The sequence below is a fragment of the Xanthomonas sp. NCPPB 2632 genome (genome assembly GCF_041228075.2).
Taxonomy (GTDB): domain Bacteria; phylum Pseudomonadota; class Gammaproteobacteria; order Xanthomonadales; family Rhodanobacteraceae; genus Luteibacter.
In genome coordinates, this window is record NZ_CM192979.1 from 809,455 (window position 1) to 827,958 (window position 18,504).

The 18,504-nt window shown below is 66.1% G+C and carries 14 protein-coding genes; 8 read left to right on the forward strand and 6 right to left on the reverse strand.

Features of this window, described 5'->3' with window-relative positions; all coding sequences use genetic code 11:
* Positions 1 to 19 precede the first annotated feature (19 nt).
* The gene (gene ku / locus AB8808_RS03545) at positions 20 to 1,042 is read left to right on the forward strand and encodes a non-homologous end joining protein Ku (RefSeq protein WP_369926797.1); all 1,023 of its coding nucleotides are present in this window, start codon (positions 20 to 22) and stop codon (positions 1,040 to 1,042) included.
* 189 nt (positions 1,043 to 1,231) lie between these two features.
* Here the strand turns inward: ku and AB8808_RS03550 are convergent, their stop codons facing one another.
* The 4 genes from AB8808_RS03550 to AB8808_RS03565 all read right to left on the reverse strand — a co-directional run bounded on the left by AB8808_RS03550 (position 1,232) and on the right by AB8808_RS03565 (position 5,901).
* A complete protein-coding gene (locus AB8808_RS03550; protein WP_369926799.1) occupies positions 1,232 to 2,455 on the reverse strand; it encodes an AGE family epimerase/isomerase in 1,224 nt (407 codons plus the stop codon).
* Positions 2,452 to 3,432, reverse strand: a complete 981-nt coding sequence (locus tag AB8808_RS03555; protein WP_369926801.1) for a carbohydrate kinase family protein — start codon at positions 3,430 to 3,432, stop codon at positions 2,452 to 2,454. The genes AB8808_RS03550 and AB8808_RS03555 overlap by 4 nt, the downstream gene beginning before the upstream one ends.
* 73 nt (positions 3,433 to 3,505) lie before the next feature.
* Positions 3,506 to 4,741, reverse strand: coding sequence for an L-fucose:H+ symporter permease (gene fucP, locus AB8808_RS03560; RefSeq protein WP_354515752.1), 1,236 nt, complete (start codon positions 4,739 to 4,741; stop codon positions 3,506 to 3,508).
* 110 nt (positions 4,742 to 4,851) lie between these two features.
* On the reverse strand, positions 4,852 to 5,901 hold the full coding sequence (locus AB8808_RS03565; protein WP_369926803.1) for a LacI family DNA-binding transcriptional regulator: 1,050 nt from the start codon (positions 5,899 to 5,901) through the stop codon (positions 4,852 to 4,854).
* 170 nt (positions 5,902 to 6,071) lie between these two features.
* Between AB8808_RS03565 and AB8808_RS03570 the strand changes: the two genes are divergently transcribed.
* The 5 genes from AB8808_RS03570 to AB8808_RS03590 all read left to right on the forward strand — a co-directional run bounded on the left by AB8808_RS03570 (position 6,072) and on the right by AB8808_RS03590 (position 12,999).
* A complete protein-coding gene (locus AB8808_RS03570; RefSeq protein WP_369926805.1) occupies positions 6,072 to 8,417 on the forward strand; it encodes a GH92 family glycosyl hydrolase in 2,346 nt (781 codons plus the stop codon).
* A 234-nt stretch (positions 8,418 to 8,651) separates the two neighbouring features.
* Positions 8,652 to 10,448 carry a sensor histidine kinase gene (locus AB8808_RS03575; protein ID WP_369926807.1) on the forward strand — a complete coding sequence of 599 codons (1,797 nt, stop codon included), beginning with the start codon at positions 8,652 to 8,654 and terminating at the stop codon, positions 10,446 to 10,448.
* Entirely contained in the window at positions 10,445 to 10,897 is a 453-nt protein-coding gene (locus AB8808_RS03580; protein ID WP_369926809.1) for a response regulator, read from the forward strand. The genes AB8808_RS03575 and AB8808_RS03580 overlap by 4 nt, the downstream gene beginning before the upstream one ends.
* A gap of 21 nt (positions 10,898 to 10,918) precedes the next feature.
* Positions 10,919 to 12,481, forward strand: coding sequence for an ATP-binding response regulator (locus AB8808_RS03585; protein WP_369926811.1), 1,563 nt, complete (start codon positions 10,919 to 10,921; stop codon positions 12,479 to 12,481).
* Between the two features lie 122 nt (positions 12,482 to 12,603).
* Positions 12,604 to 12,999 carry a hypothetical protein gene (locus AB8808_RS03590; RefSeq protein WP_369926813.1) on the forward strand — a complete coding sequence of 132 codons (396 nt, stop codon included), beginning with the start codon at positions 12,604 to 12,606 and terminating at the stop codon, positions 12,997 to 12,999.
* Here the strand turns inward: AB8808_RS03590 and AB8808_RS03595 are convergent.
* On the reverse strand, positions 12,950 to 14,353 hold the full coding sequence (locus tag AB8808_RS03595) for a sigma-54-dependent transcriptional regulator (RefSeq protein ID WP_369926815.1): 1,404 nt from the start codon (positions 14,351 to 14,353) through the stop codon (positions 12,950 to 12,952). The two genes, AB8808_RS03590 and AB8808_RS03595, sit on opposite strands and share 50 nt — an antisense overlap.
* A 67-nt stretch (positions 14,354 to 14,420) precedes the next feature.
* Positions 14,421 to 16,064, reverse strand: coding sequence for a sensor histidine kinase (locus AB8808_RS03600; protein WP_369926817.1), 1,644 nt, complete (start codon positions 16,062 to 16,064; stop codon positions 14,421 to 14,423).
* A gap of 273 nt (positions 16,065 to 16,337) precedes the next feature.
* Between AB8808_RS03600 and sucC the strand changes: the two genes are divergently transcribed.
* Both sucC and sucD read left to right on the forward strand, forming a co-directional pair.
* Positions 16,338 to 17,498, forward strand: coding sequence for an ADP-forming succinate--CoA ligase subunit beta (sucC, locus tag AB8808_RS03605; RefSeq protein ID WP_369926819.1), 1,161 nt, complete (start codon positions 16,338 to 16,340; stop codon positions 17,496 to 17,498).
* A gap of 13 nt (positions 17,499 to 17,511) precedes the next feature.
* Positions 17,512 to 18,384, forward strand: coding sequence for a succinate--CoA ligase subunit alpha (gene sucD / locus AB8808_RS03610; protein WP_036137555.1), 873 nt, complete (start codon positions 17,512 to 17,514; stop codon positions 18,382 to 18,384).
* Positions 18,385 to 18,504: the final 120 nt, after the last annotated feature.

An 18,504-nucleotide genomic window follows, 5' to 3' on the forward strand; every position in this document is an offset into this window, starting at 1 on the left:
CCGCCCGAGGATCGCCCGCATGGCACGCCCCATCTGGACCGGTACGTTATCGTTCGGCCTGCTCAACGTGCCGATCCGACTCATGTCGGGCGAACGTCGCAACGACCTGCATTTCCGCATGCTCGACCAGCGCAGCAACACGCCGGTGCGCTACGAGCGTGTCAATGCCGAGACCGGCGAGGAAGTGCCCTGGAAGGACATCGTCAAGGCCTTCGAATACCAGAAAGGCAGCTACGTGGTCCTCGAGCAGGAGGACATCAAGAACGCCGCCAGCGATGCCCACGAGACGGTGGAGATCGACGCCTTCGTCGATGCCGGGTCCATCGCGCCGTCGTATTTCGAGAAGCCTTATATTCTCCTGCCGGCGAAGAAGGCCGAGAAGGGCTACGTGCTGCTGCGCGAAACCCTGAAGAAGACCGGCAAGATCGGCATCGCGCGTGTCGTCATCCGCACGAAGGAATACCTGGCCGCGGTGATGCCGCAGGGCGACGGCCTGGTGCTGAATATCCTGCGCTACCAGTCCGAGATCGTGGACCTGAGCGATTACGACCTGCCGGACAAGGCCGCGACGGCCTATCGCATTTCGCCCCGTGAAATCGAGATGGCTGCCGACCTCATCCAGTCCATGGCAGCGGATTGGTCGCCCGGTGATTACCGCGACGAATTTCGCGACAAGCTGCGTGGCGTCATCGAGAAACGGCTCAAGAGCAAGGGCGTCACGACGACCGTGGACGACGATGACGACCGCACACCGGAAAACGCCACCACCAACGTGGTGGACTTCATGGCGCTGCTGAAGAAGAGCCTGGGTGCGAAGACGCGCACGCCGGCAAAGAAGACGCCGACTGAGAAGATGCCGGTGAAGAAAGCCGCCAACGGCAAGGCTGCGACGAAGAAAGCAGTGGCGAAGGGCGCGGCGAAGAAAGCGGCTCCCGCCAAGGCAGCGGCCGCGAAGGCTGCGCCCGCGAAGGCGGTTGCGAAGAAGAATCCGGCGCGGAAGGGGACGTCACGTAAGGCGCCGGCCAGGCGGCGGGCGGGGTGATACGGTGCGGCGATTATCGTCGCGGGTCTGGCGGGTATGGGTTGTCTTGGACGGGTGGCTTTGGGATGGGGTGTCTAGAGCCCAGAGCCTGGAGCCGCTTTGGCGGGCGGTCCGGAACCGCCCGCCAGAACATGATTTGCGGCTTCCCTCGCGGTAGGGCCATTGAGGGATCGCGCACAACGTGCGCTCCTACGCGGTTTTTTGCATGCGGCGGAGGGAGGCCATGATCTCGTAGCAGGCGCCCATGGTGTGGTAGTCGGTCTTGCCGGCGGGGCTCTTTTCGTCGTCGTATTTTTCGTTGTTGCGCTTGAGGATGCGATACCAGGCGCCGTACGTGTGATCGACGAAGTGCTGCCAGCTGTAGGCCCAGATCTTCTCGTAGGCCTCGTCGTACTTTTTCTCGCCCGTGGTTTCGAACAGCAGCTGCGCAGCGCCCAGCGATTCGGCCTGTACCCAGAAGTACTTGTCGTCGTCGCAGACATCGCCCTCGGGCGAGAAGCCGTAGGCGATGCCGCCGTGCTCGTTGTCCCAGGCCTTGTCCAGCGCCTCGTCGAACAGGTGCTTCGCGGTGGGCACCAGCCAGTCCTTATGCTTCGGCGTGCCCTTGGTGTAGCGATCGAGCATCATCAGCAGCTTCGCCCACTCGGTCTGGTGGCCGGGCTGGAAACCCCAGGGGCGGAACAGGTGCTTGGGGTTGTCGAGGTTGTATTCCCAGTCGATCGTCCAGTCGCTGTGGTAGTGCTCCCACACCAGCTTCTGCGGGGTGAGCCCGGCCTGGCGCTGGGTCATGTGCTCGGCCAGGAGCAGAGCGCGATCGAGGTAACGATCCTCCTTCGTGGCTTCCCACGCGGCGATCATCGCTTCGGTCATGTGCATGTTGGCGTTCTGGCCGCGATAGCCGGTGAAGTTCCAGTCCTTGTCCGCCTCGTCGCGGTACAGGCCGTACTCCGGCTCGAAGTAGCGCTTCTCGAGCAGGTCCCAGATCTCGCCCTGCCACGCGCGCGCTTCGTCGAAGCCGACCTTCACGCCACAGGAATAGGCCAGCAGCATGAAGGCCAGGCCGTAGCAGTGGTTCATCTGGTCGTCGCGCTTGCCGTCGGCGATCGTCCAGGCGTAACCGCCGGTCTCCGGGTTGAGGTGCACCTCGCGCAGGTAGGTCAGGCCGTGCATGACCAGGTCCTTGTCCTCGGGCTTGTTGAACTCGAGGTAGGCCATGGCATGGTTGAAGACGAAGCGCGTGCTCGACACCAGGTGGCGATGGCCGCGGTCGTAGACCGAGCCGTCGTCCTTGAAGTACTGGAAGAAGCCGCCGGCCGGATCGACCTCGTTCGGCTTGTAGAAGGCCATGGTCTTCGCGACATGGTCGCGGAGGACGTCGACGGAATGGAAATCGGGGCGGGGGACAGTCGTCATGCGTGCTTCTCCATGAAGGCCTTCACTTCGGCCTGGTCGGGAATGGCGGTGAACGAGCCCTTGCGGGTCGCGGTGATCGCACCGCAGGCGGCGGCAAAACGGATCAGCTCGACCAGGCGGGCTTCATGGGCGATTAACGCGTCGAAGCTGGCCGGGGTGACGCCCTCGTGGTCCAGACGCGACAGCAGGCCACCGACGAACGCATCGCCCGCGGCCGTGGTGTCCACGGCCTCGACGGCATAGCCGGACAGCTCGCCGCTTGCCGCGCGGGTAAACCAGCGCATCGGTTCACCACCGTCGGTTACCAGCAGCAGGCGGGCCTTGCCCTCCCACAGCCGGGCAAGCACGGCGTCGTCGGTGTCGGCGTCGGTGTGGATGAACGCGAACTCCTCGGCGCTGAGCTTGATCAGGTCCGCCTCGTGCAGGGTCTCCCACAGGCGGGGCAGGGGAGCTTCGTCCTTCGGCCACAGGGCCGGCCGAAGGTTCATGTCGAAGCTGACCAGCGCCCCGGCCGCGCGGGCGCGGCGCATGCCCTCGACCGTGGTCGCGGCGATCGCGGCCTCGGTGAGCGAGTTGGAGCAGACGTGGAAGATCGACAGGTCGTCGAAGGCCTGGGCGCGAAAGTGCTCGGGACGGAACAGCAGGTCGGCCGCGGGCGGACGATAGAAGCTGAAACTGCGGTCGCCCTTGTCATCGTGCGCGACGAAGGCCAGCGCGGTGCGCGCCTCGTCGGTGCGCGCGACATCGTCGGTACCGACGCCGAGGTCGGTCAGGCTCTTGAGCAGGAAGTCGCCGAACATGTCGCGGGCGAGCATGCCGGCAAAGCGGGCCTTGGCGCCCAGGAGGGCGGAGGCGACCGCGACGTTGGCGGGGGCGCCACCGGCGAACGGAACGAAGGCGGGAGGCTGACCGGCGCCGCCCTGGGGCTGTGCGTGGAAATCGATCAGCGCCTCGCCGAAGCAGAGGATGGAAGACATGCGTACGCGTGTCCTTGGGGACAGGGAAGGGGAAGCACGACGGCCGGCGGGGCGCCGGCCGTCGTGACGAGCGTCAACCGGCCTTGGCGGCGACCGGGACGTTGCGGATCTTCGAGCCGCTCAGGCCGTAGAACACGATGTACGCGTAGCAGATGAGCGGGATGAAGAAGGCGTGCTGCAGGCCGATGTGGTCGGCGACCGCACCCTGGATGACCGGGATCAGCGCGCCGCCGACGATGGCCATGATCAGCAGGCTCGACGCGTTGCTGGTGAGCGGACCCATGCGCTCGATACCCAGCGAGAAGATCGTCGGGAACATGATCGAGTTGAACAGGCCGATGGCCACGATGCTGTAAACGGCCACGGTGCCGGTGGTCATCATGGTGGTGATGACGAGCAGCACGTTGATGGCGGCGAACACGGCCAGCAGGACGCGCGGCGAGAACTTGGCCAGCAGGGCCGAACCGATGAAGCGGCCGACCATCGCGCCACCCCAGTAGAAGGCGACGTGCGACGCGGCGACTTCGCCCGTCATGTTGCCGATCTCAGGCAGCTGCAGGTAGTTGATCATGAAGCTGCCGATCGAGACTTCACCACCGACGTAGAAGAAGATACCGAGCACACCGAAAAACACGTGCGGGGTCTTCAGCGCGTCCATCAGCGAGTGGTGGCCTTCGTCGGCCTTCTCGGTGGTTTCTTCCAACTTGGGCAGGTTGAACAGATACACGCCGATCGCGATCAGCACCAGCACCACGGCCAGGCCGATGTACGGCACCTGCACGGCGCTGGCCTCGGTCGCGCGGTAGGTGACCTGCTCGGCGGCGCTGAGCTTGGCGATGTCGTCGCTGCTCTTCACGGCGTTGGACAGGATCAGCACGCCACCGAAGAACGGAGCGAGGAAGGTGCCGAACGAGTTGAGGGCCTGGGCGAGGGTGAGGCGACTGGAAGCCGTCTTCTCGGGACCCAGCAGCGCGACGTACGGGTTCGCCGCCACCTGCAGCACCGTGATGCCGGTGGCCAGGATGAACAGCGCGCCGAGGAAGATGGGATAGACGCGCATACCGGCGGCGGGCCAGAACAGCGCCGCGCCGATGCCCGCGATGATCAGGCCGGCAACGATGCCCTTCTTGTAGCCGAGCGCGGCCACCAGCTTGCCCGCAGGCAGGCCCATGATGAAATACGCGCCAAAGAAGGTGAACTGGATGAGCATCGCCTGGAAGTAGTTCAGCTCGAACACACCCTTGAGGTGCGGGATCAGGATGTCGTTCAGGCAGGTCAGGAAGCCCCACATGAAGAAGATCGTGGTCATCACGCCGAGGGCGAGCGGGAAGTAGGTGTAACGGGTGTCGCCCGTGCTCGTCGACGACGAGGTGGGCAATGGCGTGGATCCGGTGGCCATGGGGCGCTCCAGGTGGTGGGTCAGGGTGAAGAGGGCGGGCAACTGCTTTCGCGTACGACCAGCCGTACCGGCGCGATCGTATAAGCGGTGTCCGTCTCGGGGTTGCGAAGGCGTTCGAGGATGAGTTCGGCGCTGCGCCGGCCCAGGCCGCGCGGATCGACCGCGACGGTGGTGAGGGGCGGCACGCACACCGAGGCCTCCGCCACATCGTCGAAGCCGGTCAGGGCGAAATCCTCGCCCGGGCGCCGGCCGCGCTTGGTCAGGCCGAGGATCAGGCCCAGCGCCACGGCGTCGTTGTAGCAGACGGCCGCAGTGGGCGCCGGGTCGCGGGCGAACAGTGCGCCGGTTTGCCGGGCGGCTTCCAGGCGCGTGGGCGCGCTTTCCACCAGCCAGGCGGGATCGACCGGCAGGCCGGCGTCCTGCATGGCGCCGGCATAGCCCTTCCGACGCTGGGCCACCGAGCTGGAATCGCGGTGGCCGCCGAAGAAGGCGATGCGACGATGGCCGAGGCCGATCAGGTGTTCGGTGGCGAGTCGGGCGCCGTGCTCGTTGTCCATCTCCAGGGTGTCCCAGCGATGGGCGCCTTCGTCGTCCGGCAGCTCGCGGTTGAACACCAGCAGGGGCGTGTGCATGCCGACCGCCGCCAGCACCTGCTCGCCCTCGCTGCCTTCGGCCGGCGAGAGGATGATGCCGGCGGGGCCGTGTTCGATCAGGGAGTTGAGCACGGCCTGCTGGCGGTCCGGCGATTCGCCGGTATTGCCCAGCAGGGTGACGTAGCCGGCGCTGGCCAACGCCTCGTCGGCGCCCGCCGCGAACTCGGCGAAGAACGGGTTGCCCAAATCGTTGATGACCAGGCCGATGCTGGAAGACGTGCGCCGGCGCAGGTTGGCCGCCGCACGGTTGTAGACGTAGCCTTGCCGTTTGAGCTCCGCCTCGACCCGCGCGCGCGTCGCGGAGTTGACCAGAGGGCTGCCGCGCAGGACCAGCGATACCGTGGCCCGCGACACATCGCACCCCAGCGCGATGTCGGCGAGGGTCACCTTGCGGCGTTGCGGGGCGATCCTCGGCATTCAGGGCTCCTTCAAACGATCTAAACCGGGCGATCATCGCGCGGTGTGGTCTGGGATGCATCACGCACTGCAACATGCATGGGCCGGCTATCTTTGCTACGTTCGATCCGTTTGTCACGATCCAAACGATCGTGACCGCTCGTCAAGCGTTCATTCGAGGGGATCCATCCATGCCGAACTCCGCCCGCCTGCGTCGCGGCCTGCTTTCCGTCGCCCTGGGCCTCACCCTGCCGATACTTGCCGCCGCCGCCACCGACAGACCCACCAGCGCCTTTTCGGCGGTCGATCCGATGATCGGCACGGGTGGGGACGGTCATACCTTTCCGGGCGCCACGGTGCCCTTCGGCATGATCCAGCTGTCTCCCGACACGGCGATGCCGGATTTCAAGCACGCCTACAAATGGGCCGCCGGCTACCAGTACGGCGACACGAGCATCCTCGGTTTCTCCCATACGCATTTCTCCGGCAGCGGCCATTCCGACCTGGGCGATGTCCTCGTCATGCCCGTTGCCGGTGACGTGAAGCTGGACCCGGGCTCGCCCGACAAGCCCGGCAGCGGCTATCGCTCGCGTTTCGACCATAAGACCGAACGTGCCGAGGCAGGGTACTACGCCGTTACGCTGGCCGACTACGGCGTACGTGCGGAACTGACCGCCGGTGCCCGGGTAGGCTGGCATCGCTACACCTTCCCGGCCGGCAAGCCGGCGCACCTGCTGCTCGACCTGCGGCCGAGCATCTACGACTACGACGGCAAGGTGCTGTGGTCGTCGCTGCGCGTGCGCGCGGACGGCACGGTTACCGGCGGACGCACCACGCGGGGCTGGGCCCCCGGCCGCCAGCTGTATTTCGCCATGCGTTTCAACCAGCCGATGACCTCCCGCGCGCTGAAAAACCGCGAGGAGGCGATCGCCTACCGCGGCTTCGGTGGGCCGGGCAACCGTGCCGACGACACCGACGGCATCAGCGGTCGCGCGCTGGAGGGCGTGTTCGACTTCGGGAACCTGGGCACGCCGCTGGTGGTGAAGGTCGCCGTGTCCTCGGTGAGCGAGGACAACGCGATGGCCAACCTGGACACCGATGGCCAGGGCTTCGACTTCGACGCGCGCCGCGCCGAGGCGCGCGGGGCGTGGGAAAAGGTGCTGTCGACGGTGGACGTGCAGGCACCGGCGGACACCCGCCGCATGTTCTACACCGCGCTGTACCACGCGATGATCTCGCCCAGCCTGTCGATGGACGTCAACGGGCAGTACCGCGGCCCCGACAACCAGGTGCACACCGCCAAGGGCTTCGACTTCTATTCCACGTGGTCGCTGTGGGACGTATACCGCGCGCAGCAGCCGCTGGTGACGCTGCTGCGCCCCGACATGAGCAGCCAGTTCGTCAACTCGCTGATCGCGGCGCGCGAAGCCAGCCCCTTCGGCATCCTGCCGATCTGGGCCTACCAGGGCATGGAAACCTGGTGCATGGTCGGCTACCACGCCGTGCCGGTCATCGCCGATGCCTATATGAAGGGTATCCGCGGGTTCGATGCCGACAAGGCGCTGGCGGCGATGGTCGCCAGTGCCACGTACGGTCCCTACGGAGGCCTGGACGATTACATGAAGCTCGGCTATGTGCCGATCGACCGGCAGCCCGAAGCCGCGTCCAAGACCGTCGAGTACGCGTTCGACGACTGGTCGCTGGCGCGCATGGCCAAGGCTATGGGCAAGGACGATGTCGCCGCGACCTTCATGAAGCGTGCCGGCAACTGGAAGAACAGCTTCGACACCCGCACCGGCTTCCTTCGCGCGCGCAAGAGCGATGGCGCCTTCCGCGAACCGTTCGATCCGTCGTCGGCCGCCTATGGTAGCGATTACACCGAAGGCAACGCGTGGCAGTACTCCTGGTACGTGCCGCAGGACGTCGCCGGACTGATCGCGGCCCTGGGCGGAGCGGATGCCTTCGTCAAGAAACTGGATTCGGTGTTCGATGCCAAGGTGGACCCCAAGTCGTTCGCCCACGTCGAGGACATCACCGGCCTAATCGGCTGGTATGCGCACGGCAACGAGCCCAGCCACCAGGTGGCCTACCTGTACGACTACGCCGGCCAGCCCTGGAAGACGCAGGAACGTCTGGTCCAGATCATGAAGACGCAATACTCCCCCACGCCCACTGGCCTGGTCGGCAATGACGACCTGGGCCAGATGTCCGCCTGGTACATCTTCAGCTCGCTGGGCTTCTACCCGGTAGCGCCCGGCAGCAACGAGTACGTGATCGGGCGGCCGTTCGTGGCGAAGGCCACGCTCAACCTGCCCGGCGGCAAGCGGTTCACGGTGTCCACCGACCGGCTCGATGCGGCCCACCCCTATGTCGGCCGGGTGACGCTCGACGGCAAGCCGCTGGACCGCACCTTCATCCGTCACGAGGAGATCGTGGCCGGGGGTGAGCTGCACTTCACCATGCAGGCGGAGCCGGCAAAAGGCTGGGGCCAGCAACCGGGCTCGGCGCCTTACTCGATGACCGGGGCGGCTCCCTGAGCGCGCCTTCGGCAGGACTCACGGGACCTTCACGTCTTTTTGGGCATTAAGCACGCCTTCCATCCAACGGGTGCGTCACTTATCCCGCCGCTGCCGGACCGGCACGTGGCGGGAAGGGGCGTACCCGTTATCGCGTCCCCAGGGTGTGTCCTTGCGTCACCAGCGAATCGAAGTACCCAGCGTCTATAATCCATGTCCTTCAGGGGCAGGATTCGTCGCGGGGATCACGACAGCATGATCGTAAGGATGGGGGCGCGCTGGCGTATCGCGAGTCTGCTCACGGCAGTGCTCGTCATCGTGGCCTTGCCGTACGCGGTCAATCGGTCCAGTTCGGATGCCGCCCTGTCCACCCGCGACTGGGTCACCCATACGGCCGAGATCAAGGCGGGCGTCTATCGCGTCGACGCCATCCTGCGCGGCAGCGAGGCGGCGGCGTACAGCCTCCTGGCGGGCGCGCCGGCCGACCCCCAGCTGGAAGAGCGGCTGTCCGCGAACCGCAAGCTGGTTCCCGGTCTGATGAGCGACCTGCGCCGGATGATGTCCGACAATCCGCAGCAGCTCACGCGGCTGGGCGGCCTGGAGGCGATGGCGAACAGCCGGGCGACCCTTTGCGAGCGGGCGATGGACCGGCTCAGGGCGGGCGATCGCGAAGGCGCATTCAAGGCCATGGAGGACATACGCGTCCTCTTTCCCATTCGCCAGACGGTGATCGACCTGCTGGCGGAGGAATCCACGCTGCTGGAACAGCGGCGCATGCAGGCCCTGGATTCGGCATCGGACAACCGCACGGTGCTGCTGATCGCCTCGCTGGCGCAGATCGCGCTGCTGGCGATCGTGGTGGTGGTGTCCGAGCGACAGATCGCGATCCGCCTGAAAGCGGAGGTGCAGGCGTCCGACGCCGTGAATCGCTCCCAACTGATCGTGCAGGCCGTGCGCGAGCCCATCGCCATGCTGGACGCTTCGCTGCGTACCTTGCTGGTCAATACGGCGTTCGCAGAGCTGTACGGTTTCGACCGTGAGCGTGACAGCAAGCTGCCGATCAACGAGATCGGCGAAGGCGCATGGAGCGACACGTCGCTGTTGCAGCGCCTCAGCGACGTGGTGGCGCGCGATCGCGAACTGTGGGATTACGAACTCACCCAGCGCACCGTGGACGGCATCGACCGCTTCGTGGTGATCAATGCACGCCGTATCGAAGAGTCGGACAACGATGCGCCGGCGGTCTTGCTGACCGTCAGCGACATCACGGCGCGAGCGCTGGTCGAGCAGAAGGTCAGCGAGCTCAATCGCCAGCTCGAGGGCAAGGTGGAGCAGATCTCCGACGTCAACCGCGAGCTGGAGGCCTTCAGCTATTCCGTCTCGCACGACCTGCGTGCGCCGCTGCGGCACATCGCCGGGTTCGCTGGCAAGCTGGAAGCGCACCTGGCCGACCGTTCCGACGACCGGGTCAGGCACTACATCGACGTCATCACCCATTCCTCCCGCCGCATGGCGCAGCTGATCGACGACCTGCTGGTGTTCTCCCGCCTGGGCCGCGGCGCGTTGCGGCTGCAGGCGGTGGATATGCAGTCGCTGGTGGAAGAGGCCCGCGCCCTGGTTGAAACCGAGGCGCGCGACCGCCAGATCGAGTGGCGGATCGCTCCCCTGCCCATCGTCGTCGGCGACGAGAACATGCTGCGCACCGTCTGGCAGAACCTGCTGGGTAACGCGGTCAAGTACACCGCCAACCGCGAAAAGGCGATCATCGAGGTCTCCCTCGAGCGCAGCGCGGCGGGTGACTACGAGTTTTCCGTGCGCGACAACGGCGCCGGATTCGACATGCAGTACGCAAGCAAGCTGTTCGGTGTCTTCCAGCGCCTGCACCGCGCCTCGGAGTTCCCGGGTAACGGTATCGGTCTGGCCAATGTGCGCCGCATCGTTGCGCGACATGGCGGGCGGACCTGGGCCGAGGGCGAGACGGACCTCGGCGCGACGTTCCACTTCTCATTGCCGGCTTCCGATAATGCGGACGCCCACACAGGTGACACATGATCGACGCCAAGGCCAAGCTGCACACGATCCTCATCGTCGAAGATTCGATGGCCGATGCGGAAATGGCGATGGACGCCCTGAAGGAAGCGAAGCTGGCCAATCCCGTGGTGCACGTGGAGGACGGCGTGGACTGCCTCGACTGGCTGCACCGCCGCGGCCCCTACGCGACACGTGAGCCGGGCGACCCGGCGGTGATCCTGCTGGACATCAAGATGCCGCGCAAGGATGGCCTGGAGGTCCTCAAGGAGTTGCGAACGGAAGAGCGGTGGCGCCGCCTGCCGGTGGTGATCCTTTCCTCGTCGCGCGAAGAGAGCGACCTGGCCCGCAGCTGGGACCTCGGCGTGAACGCCTATGTGCTCAAGCCGGTCGACGTGCAGCAGTTCTTCACCGCCGTGCAGACGCTCGGCCACTTCTGGGCGGTGCTGAACCAGCGCCCGGAAGGCGATTGAGCCAGGAGCCGGGCGACTGACATGGGTGGGCAGGACCAGAACCGGAAAGTGCGCATCCTCCAGGTGGAGGACAACGAGCTCGATGCGGAGCTCATCCAGGCCGAGCTGGAGCAGGACGGGCTCGACTACGAGGTGTTGCTCGTCGACGACGAGGCGGCGTTCCTCGCGGGCCTCGACGACTTCGACCCGCATATCGTGCTGTCCGACCTCAGCCTGCCCACCTTCAGCGGTGAGCGGGCCTTGCAGCTGCTGCGCGAACGCAATACCGCCATACCCTTCATCTTCATCTCGGCCACCCTCGGTGAGGAAGCCGCTATCGAGGCACTGCGCAACGGCGCCACGGATTACATCCTCAAGCACAACACGGCGCGACTGGCGTCCGCCGTAAGGCGTGCCCTGCGCGAAGCGGAAGAGCAGCGCGGTCGCGCGCGTGCGGAGCAGGAACTAATCCGCGCGCAGCGCTTCGAGAGCCTGGCCCTGCTCGCCGGCGGCCTCAGCCACGACCTGCGCAACCTGCTGCAGCCGCTGTTGCTGGCCGGCGATACGCTGGAAGACTATGCCGACGACCCGCGCCTCGCCCGCCTGGGCACGCTGGTGCGCGACTGTGGCCGCCGTGGCCTGGAGATGGTGTCGTCGATGCTGTCGTTCGCGCGGGGCGCGCGGCGCGCGGAACAGGTGCGCCTGGGCGCCCTGCTGGATGCCTTGAAATTGCTGTTGCAGGGCAGCGTGCCGCGCACCGTCGACATGACGATCGAGGTCTACGACGCGGATGTCACCTTCGAGGGCAACCACACCGAACTGCAGCAGTGCCTGCTCAACCTCAGCCTCAACGCTTTCCAGGCCATGCCTGCCGGCGGCACGCTGCGTATCGAGACCGCGCAGGCGAGCCTGGCGGACGACTTTTTCCTCGAAGGCGAGCAGCCGCACCCGGGCCGTTACCTGCGCCTGTCCGTGATCGATACGGGACTGGGCATGCCGCCGGAAGTCCTGTCGCGCCTGTTCGAGCCGTTCTTCACCACCAAGGAGACCGGCACGGGCCTCGGCCTGCTCTCGTGCAAGCGCATCGTCGCCAGCCACGGCGGCCTCATGCGCGTGCGCAGCGTGGTGGGTGAAGGCACGCAGTTCCACCTCTACCTGCCACTCAACAGCGAGGACGAGGATGCCGCCCCGGCGTCCATCATGGATGCGTCGCTGCAGGGCGAAGCCGAGCGCGTGCTCGTGGTCGTCGAGGAAGCGGTGCAGCTGTCGTTGCTGGTCGACACGCTGGATGCGTATGGCTACCAGGCTGGCGCCAGCCAGAGTGGCACGGCCGCGCTGCAATGGATCGAGGCCCACGGCGTGCCGGACCTCGTGGTGATGGACGCCGATATGAACCTGTTCACCGGCGTGCGCACGCTGGCCGCGCTGCTCGAGCACGGCTACAGCCGCGCGGTGCTGTTGCTGGCCCGTCCGGACGCCCCGCCCAACCTCGACGAACTGCCGCAGCTGGATCACCTCTACGTGCTGCACAAGCCGATCCAGTCGCGTGCCCTGCTGCGCAAGGTGCGTGAGGCGCTGGAGGCGAGCGAGAGCAAGGGCGGCTGATTCCGTCCATTTTTCAGAATCCTTCCATATCGATGGAAGGGGTATCCGAATAACGTCTTCCCCGATACGTGCCTGCGTCCACGCAGGCTGCCACGGCTTCGGGGAGTGCGATGTTCTGGGATATGCAAAAGGAAGCCGACGCCATCGTGCGTCGCATGACGATCGCCACGCGCCTCGTCGGCTTCATCGTCGCCAGCCTGGCGCACCTCATGGCATCGCTGTCGCTCCTGCTCTGGCAAACCTCCTGCCTGTATCCGCGATGCGTGGAGGGCCTGACGTTCGACCTCGTGCGCGGGGTCATGCAGGTGCCGCTGTTCATCACCCCCTGGCTGCGGCTGCCGTCACCCGATGAGGATTTCCAGCGCGGCTGGGCGCTGTTCGGCTGCCTGATCCTCAACGCCATGCTGGCGGTGATCGTCTACGGCAGCCTGACCGTGGCGGCACGCCGTGGCTACGCCTGGTGGCGCATCAGTCGATCCCGAGCTTCTTCAGCTTGTAGCGCAAGGCGCGGAACGTGATGCCCAGCTTCTTGGCGGTGGCGGTCTTGTTGTACCGCGATTCTTCCAGCGCCTTGATGATGGTGTCGCGCTCGATGTTGGAAATGAAATCTTCCAGCGAGCCATCGGCGCCGCCGGCCGAGAGTCCGCTGGCCGGCGGGGGAGCCACGCTGCCCGAGGCGACATCCGCACCGGAAGGCGAGGGTGCCGCCGTACGCTGCGGCAGCATCAGGTCCTCCGCCTCGATGGCATCGCCTTCGCACATGGCCATGGCGCGCTCGAGGATGTTCTCCAGTTCGCGCACGTTGCCGGGGAACTGGTAGGCCTCCAGCGCGGCCAGCGCTTCGGGTTGCAGCCGGCCGGGCGCGCCGCCGCCGGATTCCACGGCAAGCTGGCGCAGGACGAACTCGGCCAGCTTGGGTACGTCGCCGCGGCGCTCGCGCAGCGGCGGCACGCGCAGCTCGATCACGTTGATGCGGTAGAACAGATCCTGGCGGAACAACCCTTGTTCGACCAGCAGGGCCAGGTTCTTGTGCGTGGCCGAAAGGATGCGCACGTCCACGGGGATCTCGTCACGGCCGCCGATGGGGCGCACGGCTTTTTCCTGGATCGCCCGCAGCAGCTTCACCTGCATGTGCAGGGGCAGTTCGGCCACCTCGTCGAGGAACAGCGTGCCGCCCTGCGCTGCCTGGAACAGGCCCTCCTTGTCGGCATGGGCTCCGGTGAAGCTGCCCTTGCGGTGGCCGAAGAACTCGCTTTCCATCAGTTCCGACGGAATGGCGCCGCAGTTCACGGGCACGAAGGAGCCGGCCGCACGCGGGCCCAGCTCATGGATCAGCCGGGCGACCAGTTCCTTGCCCACGCCCGATTCGCCGCCGATGTACACCGGCGCCTGGTTGCGCGCCAGTTTGACGATCTTGCCGCGCACTTCGGTCATGACCGGCGAATCGCCGATCAGGCGGTCGGCACCGGGTGCGCCCTTGGCGCCGCTCTCGGTCCGGCGTTCCTCGGACAGGCGCAGGGCCGTGCGGACGAGGCGGCGCAGGAGGTGGATATCCACCGGCTTGGACACGAAGTCGAACGCGCCCGCCTTGAGGGCGGTCACCGCCGCATCGACGTTGCCGTAGGCGGTGATCATCGCCACCGGCATGTCCGGATGGTTGGCGGCGATCAGCTCGATGATCTCCTGGCCGCTGCCGTCGGGCAGGCGCATGTCGGTGAAGCACAGGTCGTAGCGACGGGACGCCAGGGCGTTCCGTGCTTCGGTGACGCTCCCCACGGCGTCGACGTCGAGCTCCATGCGCCCAAGGGTGATGGTCAGCAACTCACGGATATCGCGTTCGTCGTCGATGACCAGTACGGACTGCTTGCTCATGAGTTCCGAAAGGTTCGGTGATGACAGCCAATGTAACCGTCCTGGCGTCCCGCGCAAAGGGCGCCGTTCACGCCCTGGCCGCCAGGGGCACGGTCGCCGCCGTGCGGGCCGGCGGTGTGAGGCTGATCCGGAAGCAACTGCCGCCGCCGGCCACGCGTACATATTCCAGGGCCGCCTGGTTGGCCTCGGTCATCTGCCGGGCAAGGTAAAGGCCCAGGCCCGTGCCGTATTCGTGCGTGGTAAAGAAGGGCTCGAAGATCTGCGCGGCCACCTTGGGCGGAATGCCCGGCCCGCGATCGATCACCTCGAGGATGGGAATGCCGGCCTCCGAGTGACGGGCCACCAGCATGACGCGGGCGGGCTCACCCGGCATGCGCCCGTAGCGCAGGGCGTTCTGGACCAGGTTCCAGATCACCTGCTGCAGGTGCTGGGGGTCCGCCACGGCGGCCACGGGCTCGCTGCCCGAGACGGCGCGAAGGATATCCGCGCCCAGATCGTTGCCCAGGCGGTATTCGGTGACGAAGTGGTGCACCCACTGGCTCAGGTCCAGCGTCTCCGGGCGCGACCGTTCGCGGCGGGACAGCTGCAGGATGTTCTCGATGATCTCGTTGAGTCGCGAGCAATGGTTGTTGATGATCTCGACCATGCGCAGGTCGGTATCGTTCATGTCGGTGGATTCGGCCAGCAACTGGGCCGAATAGTGGATCGCCGCCAGCGGGTTGCGGATCTCGTGGGCGATCGACGCGGACAGCCTCCCCAGCGAGCTGAGGGTCAGTTCCTCGGCACGCCGTGACACCAGCGAGGTGTCGTCGAGGAAGATCAGGACATGGGAGTCGTCGTTGGGTGCCAGCCGGGAGAACCGGGGGATCACCTCGGGAGTGCCGTCGGCCAGCATGGTCGCGCTCTCGTCCAGCTTGCCGGACGTGCGCCAGTGGTAGAGCCGCCGCGACAGTTCCGGCGCCAGGCTGCCCAGGTCGCGCTGTTCGGCCGACGGGTTGCCCATCAGCATCCAGGCCGACTCGTTGAGCTGGTGGATGCGGTTGCCTTCGTCGACCAGCAGCACGCCGGTCTTCATGCGCCGGATGATCAGTTCGTTCACCTGGGACAGATTGGCCAGGTCGATGCCGCGCTGCTCGGCCAGGGCCTCCGACGCGCGGATATTGCGACCCAGCATGTAGCACAGCGAAGCGCAGGCGAAGTAGGCCGCGCCGAACAGTCCGTATTCCACCAGTTCGCGGTCGCCGGCGGTGGGGTCGTTCAGGTCGAACAGGCAGTGGCCCAGCATGGCCAGGGTGGCCAGCGCCGCGAAGAACATCGACAGCCGGAAGGGCAGCAGCAGGGCACCGGTGGCCATGTTGACCGCCAGCATCATGGCCACGCCCATGCGCACGTCGTGCATGAGGATCAGGGCGAACAGGGCGGCGGCGATGTCCAGCGTCAGGCCGATGGAGACGATCAGGACCGGGCGGTGCAGGGAAATCCGGGTGCGCGAGACCATGACCAGGGCGGCCAGCAGATAGGCCAGGGCGAGCAGCCGGGCGGCCAGGGGCTCCGGCAGGGCCGGCCAGTTCATGTGCTCGGGGCGGAACGCCAGCGCGGTATAGACCGCGGCCTGACCCAGCCGGAAGTAGTTGAAAAAGAACAGTTCGTGGCGGGCCGTGTTTTGTACGGCGCGCGAGCTGGAGGCGCTGGTCGGCGCGGGCGTGGACACGTGGATGGTTCTCCGCCTGTGGCCCCCCGGGGCCTCGATGAGGGCCAGTATAGGCGGGGCGGGGGGCGCGGCAACACACGGTTCCTGCAGCCCGGACCGGCCTTCCCGGGGCGAATGTCGCGGCGCCCCTTTCCATCCGGGGCGCCTTCCGGGAAAATACGCGGCCGTATTGCGTCATTCTGGCGTGATCGATCGAAGCATCCCCCACTCCCGTGCAGGCCGCTCCTGGCCCGCATGCATTCACACGCTTCTCCCGTTCGCTCGAGGTATCGAATGAATTTCCACGAGTACCAGGCTAAAGAACTGTTCGCCAAGTACGGCATCGCCGTGCCGCCGGGCAAGGTTGCCAACTCTCCCGATGCCGCTGTCGACGCCGCCAAGCACCTTGGTGGCTCGCAGTGGATGGTCAAGGCCCAGATCCATGCCGGTGGCCGCGGCAAGGCCGGTGGCGTCAAGTTCTGCCGCAGCCTCGATGCCGTCCGCGATGCCGCTAAGGGCATGCTCGGTACCAACATGGAAACCTACCAGTCCGCCGGCCGTGCGCTGCCGGTGAACCTGGTGCTGGTGACCGACGCGACCGACATCGCGAAGGAACTCTACCTCTCGATCCTCACCGATCGTGACACCAAGTCGATCTCGTTCATCGCCTCCAAGCATGGCGGCGTCGACATCGAGCAGGTGGCCGCCGAGACCCCGGAAGACATCCACACCTTCCAGGTGGATTTCGTCGAAGGCCTGCAGCCGTACCAGTGCCGCGACCTCGGGTTCAAGATGGACCTGAACCCGAAGCAGGTCGGCCAGCTGGTCAAGATCATGCTCGGCCTCTACAAGCTGTTCAATGAGAAAGATCTGGCCCTGGTGGAGCTCAACCCGCTCGCCGTGCTCGAGGACGGCAACCTCGCCGCGCTCGACGGCAAGGTCAACTCGGACGACAACGCCGAGTTCCGTCACGCCGACCTGGCCGCCATGCGCGACCTCACGCAGGAAGACGCCGCCGAAGCGGCCGCCGTCCAGCACAACCTCAACTACGTCACGATGGACGGCACGATCGGCTGCATGGTCAACGGCGCCGGCCTGGCGATGGCCACGATGGACGTGATCAAGCTGGCGGGCGGCGAGCCGGCCAACTTCCTCGACGTCGGCGGCGGCGCCACCAAGGAGCGCGTCTCCGAGGCGTTCAAGCTCATCCTCTCGTCCGACAAGGTCAAGGCCATCCTGGTCAACATCTTCGGCGGCATCGTGCGTTGCGACCTGATCGCCGAGGGCATCATTGCCGCGGTGAAGGAAGTGGGTCTGCAGATTCCGGTGATCGTGCGCCTTCAGGGTACGAACGTCGATGAAGGTCGCAAGCTCCTGGCCAACTCGGGCCTGGCGATCACGCCGGCCGACGATCTTAACGATGCGGCCCAGAAGGCCGTGGCCGCAGCGGCCTGAGGAGCATATTCAAATGAGCGTCCTGATCAACAAGAACACCAAGGTCCTCGTCCAGGGTTTCACCGGGCAGCAGGGTACCTTCCACGCCGAACAGGCGATTGCCTACGGAACCAAGGTCGTCGGCGGTGTCACGCCGGGCAAGGGTGGTTCCGAGCACATCAACCTGCCGGTCTTCAACACGGTGCGTGACGCGGTCGACCAGACTGGCGCCGACGCGTCGGTCATCTTCGTGCCGCCGCCGTTCGCGGCCGACTCGATCCTCGAAGCCATCGCCGGTGGCATCAAGATCATCGTCACGATCACCGAAGGCATTCCGGTGCTCGACATGATGCGCGTCAAGAACGTGCTGAAGTCGCACCCGGACGTCGTGCTGGTCGGTCCGAACTGCCCCGGTGTCATCACCCCGGGTGAGTGCAAGATCGGCATCATGCCGGGCCACATCCACAAGCCGGGCAAGGTCGGTATCGTCTCGCGTTCGGGCACCCTCACGTACGAAGCGGTGTTCCAGACCACGAACGAAGGCCTGGGCCAGTCCACCTGCATCGGCATCGGCGGCGACCCGATCAACGGTCTCAACTTCATCGACTGCCTGAAGCTGTTCCAGGACGATCCGCAGACCGAAGGCATCATCATGGTCGGCGAAATCGGTGGCAGCGCGGAAGAAGATGCGGCCGAGTTCATCAGCCAGTACGTCAAGAAGCCGGTGGTGTCGTTCATCGCCGGTGCCTCGGCGCCTCCGGGCAAGCGCATGGGCCATGCCGGTGCGATCATCTCCGGCGGCAAGGGCACGGCGGAAGCCAAGTTCGCCGCGCTCGAGAAGGCAGGCGTGACCACGGTCAAGTCCCCGGCCGACCTCGGCAAGACCCTCGCGGGTCTGATGAAGTAAGACACGTCGCTCGCCTCGGCGAGTGTCGGAAAAACCGCGGCCTCCGGGTCGCGGTTTTTTTTGAGAAATCGTCGCCCGTAGGAGCGCACGCACGTGCGCGAACCCTCGACCTTCCGCCAC

Excerpts from the sequence above, each read along its gene's own strand:
- AB8808_RS03590 (WP_369926813.1), top strand. The coding sequence starts at position 12,604 with ATGCAAAAGGAAGCCGACGCCATCGTGCGTCGCATGACGATCGCCACG.
- ku (WP_369926797.1), top strand. The coding sequence starts at position 20 with ATGGCACGCCCCATCTGGACCGGTACGTTATCGTTCGGCCTGCTCAAC.
- AB8808_RS03555 (WP_369926801.1), bottom strand. The coding sequence starts at position 3,432 with ATGTCTTCCATCCTCTGCTTCGGCGAGGCGCTGATCGATTTCCACGCA.
- fucP (WP_354515752.1), bottom strand. The coding sequence starts at position 4,741 with ATGACCACGATCTTCTTCATGTGGGGCTTCCTGACCTGCCTGAACGAC.
- AB8808_RS03595 (WP_369926815.1), bottom strand. The coding sequence starts at position 14,353 with ATGAGCAAGCAGTCCGTACTGGTCATCGACGACGAACGCGATATCCGT.
- AB8808_RS03565 (WP_369926803.1), bottom strand. The coding sequence starts at position 5,901 with ATGCCGAGGATCGCCCCGCAACGCCGCAAGGTGACCCTCGCCGACATC.
- AB8808_RS03580 (WP_369926809.1), top strand. The coding sequence starts at position 10,445 with ATGATCGACGCCAAGGCCAAGCTGCACACGATCCTCATCGTCGAAGAT.
- sucD (WP_036137555.1), top strand. The coding sequence starts at position 17,512 with ATGAGCGTCCTGATCAACAAGAACACCAAGGTCCTCGTCCAGGGTTTC.
- sucC (WP_369926819.1), top strand. The coding sequence starts at position 16,338 with ATGAATTTCCACGAGTACCAGGCTAAAGAACTGTTCGCCAAGTACGGC.
- AB8808_RS03585 (WP_369926811.1), top strand. The coding sequence starts at position 10,919 with ATGGGTGGGCAGGACCAGAACCGGAAAGTGCGCATCCTCCAGGTGGAG.
- AB8808_RS03575 (WP_369926807.1), top strand. The coding sequence starts at position 8,652 with ATGATCGTAAGGATGGGGGCGCGCTGGCGTATCGCGAGTCTGCTCACG.
- AB8808_RS03550 (WP_369926799.1), bottom strand. The coding sequence starts at position 2,455 with ATGACGACTGTCCCCCGCCCCGATTTCCATTCCGTCGACGTCCTCCGC.
- AB8808_RS03570 (WP_369926805.1), top strand. The coding sequence starts at position 6,072 with ATGCCGAACTCCGCCCGCCTGCGTCGCGGCCTGCTTTCCGTCGCCCTG.